Origin of the sequence: Desulfosporosinus hippei DSM 8344 (assembly GCF_900100785.1) — a bacterium.
GTDB classification, from domain to species: Bacteria; Bacillota; Desulfitobacteriia; order Desulfitobacteriales; family Desulfitobacteriaceae; genus Desulfosporosinus; species Desulfosporosinus hippei.
This window is the reverse complement of the sequence record NZ_FNCP01000069.1, coordinates 1-1,625: the sequence shown is the minus strand read 5'-3', so window position 1 is coordinate 1,625 and position 1,625 is coordinate 1. Positions and strand designations below refer to the sequence as shown.

Below are 1,625 nucleotides of genomic sequence, written 5' to 3'. Positions count from 1 at the left end.
ACGGGAGTTACAGGCGATGTTGGGTCGACAGGTGCAACTGGGGCCACTGGCGATATTGGATCAACAGGTGCAACCGGAGCCACAGGGGATGTTGGATCAACAGGTGCAACTGGGGCTACCGGCGATGTTGGGGCTACTGGAACAACGGGAGCTACTGGCGATGTTGGGGCTACTGGAACAACTGGGGCCACTGGCGATATTGGATCAACAGGTGCAACTGGGGCCACTGGTGAGGTTGGCGCAACGGGTGCAACTGGAGTCACAGGGGATGTTGGATCAACCGGTGCAACTGGGGTTACAGGCGATGTTGGATCAACGGGTGCAACTGGGGCCACGGGCGATGTTGGGGCTACTGGTGCAACCGGAGCCACGGGCGAGGTTGGGGCAACCGGAGCAACTGGAGCCACTGGTGAGGTTGGCGCAACGGGTGCAACTGGGGCCACTGGCGATGTTGGCGCTACTGGAACAACGGGAGCTACTGGGGATGTTGGATCAACAGGTGCAACTGGAGCCACAGGCGATGTTGGCGCAACTGGATCAACCGGAGCCACAGGCGATGTTGGCGCAACCGGTGCAACGGGAGTTACAGGCGATGTTGGGTCGACAGGTGCAACTGGGGCCACTGGCGATGTGGGGGCGACTGGTACAACTGGAGCCACTGGTGATGTTGGCGCAACGGGTGCAACTGGAGCTACAGGTGATGTTGGATCAACAGGTGCAACTGGAGCCACTGGCGATATTGGATCAACAGGTGCAACGGGAGCTACTGGTGATGTTGGGTCGACAGGTGCAACTGGAGCTACTGGCGATGTTGGATCAACCGGTGCAACTGGAGCCACAGGCGATGTTGGCGCAACCGGTGCTACTGGAGTTACAGGCGATGTTGGCGCAACCGGTGCTACTGGAGTTACAGGCGATGTTGGATCAACCGGATCAACTGGAGCTACCGGCGATGTTGGCGCAACAGGTGCAACCGGAGCCACAGGCGATGTTGGCGCAACGGGTGCAACTGGAGTCACAGGGGATGTTGGATCAACCGGTGCAACTGGAGCAACGGGCGATGTTGGATCAACCGGTGCAACGGGAGCCACAGGCGAGGTTGGCGCAACGGGTGCAACTGGAGTCACAGGGGATGTTGGATCAACCGGTGCAACTGGGGTTACAGGCGATGTTGGATCAACCGGTGCAACTGGAGCTACTGGTGATGTTGGCGCAACTGGATCAACCGGAGCCACAGGCGATGTTGGCGCAACCGGTGCAACGGGAGCTACTGGTGATGTTGGGTCGACAGGTGCAACTGGAGCCACTGGCGAGGTTGGATCAACAGGTACAACTGGAGCTACTGGGGATGTTGGATCAACAGGTGCAACTGGAGTTACAGGCGATGTTGGCGCAACCGGAGCAACTGGAGCCACTGGTGATGTTGGCGCAACGGGTGCAACTGGAGCTACTGGCGATGTGGGGGCGACTGGTACAACTGGAGCCACTGGTGATGTTGGCGCAACAGGTACAACTGGGGCCACTGGCGATGTTGGCGCTACTGGAACAACGGGAGCTACTGGGGATGTTGGATCAACAGGTGCAACTGGAGCCACAGGCGATGTTGGCGCAACGGGTGCAACTGG

Annotated in this window: 1 protein-coding gene; it reads left to right on the top strand. The window is 59.3% G+C overall.

The genetic code is table 11. The features are described 5' to 3' along the window. Positions 1-16: 16 nt before the first annotated feature. Positions 17-1,625: hypothetical protein (locus tag BLS16_RS23025; RefSeq protein WP_242876416.1), on the top strand; the 1,609-nt coding region annotated here is incomplete at its 3' end.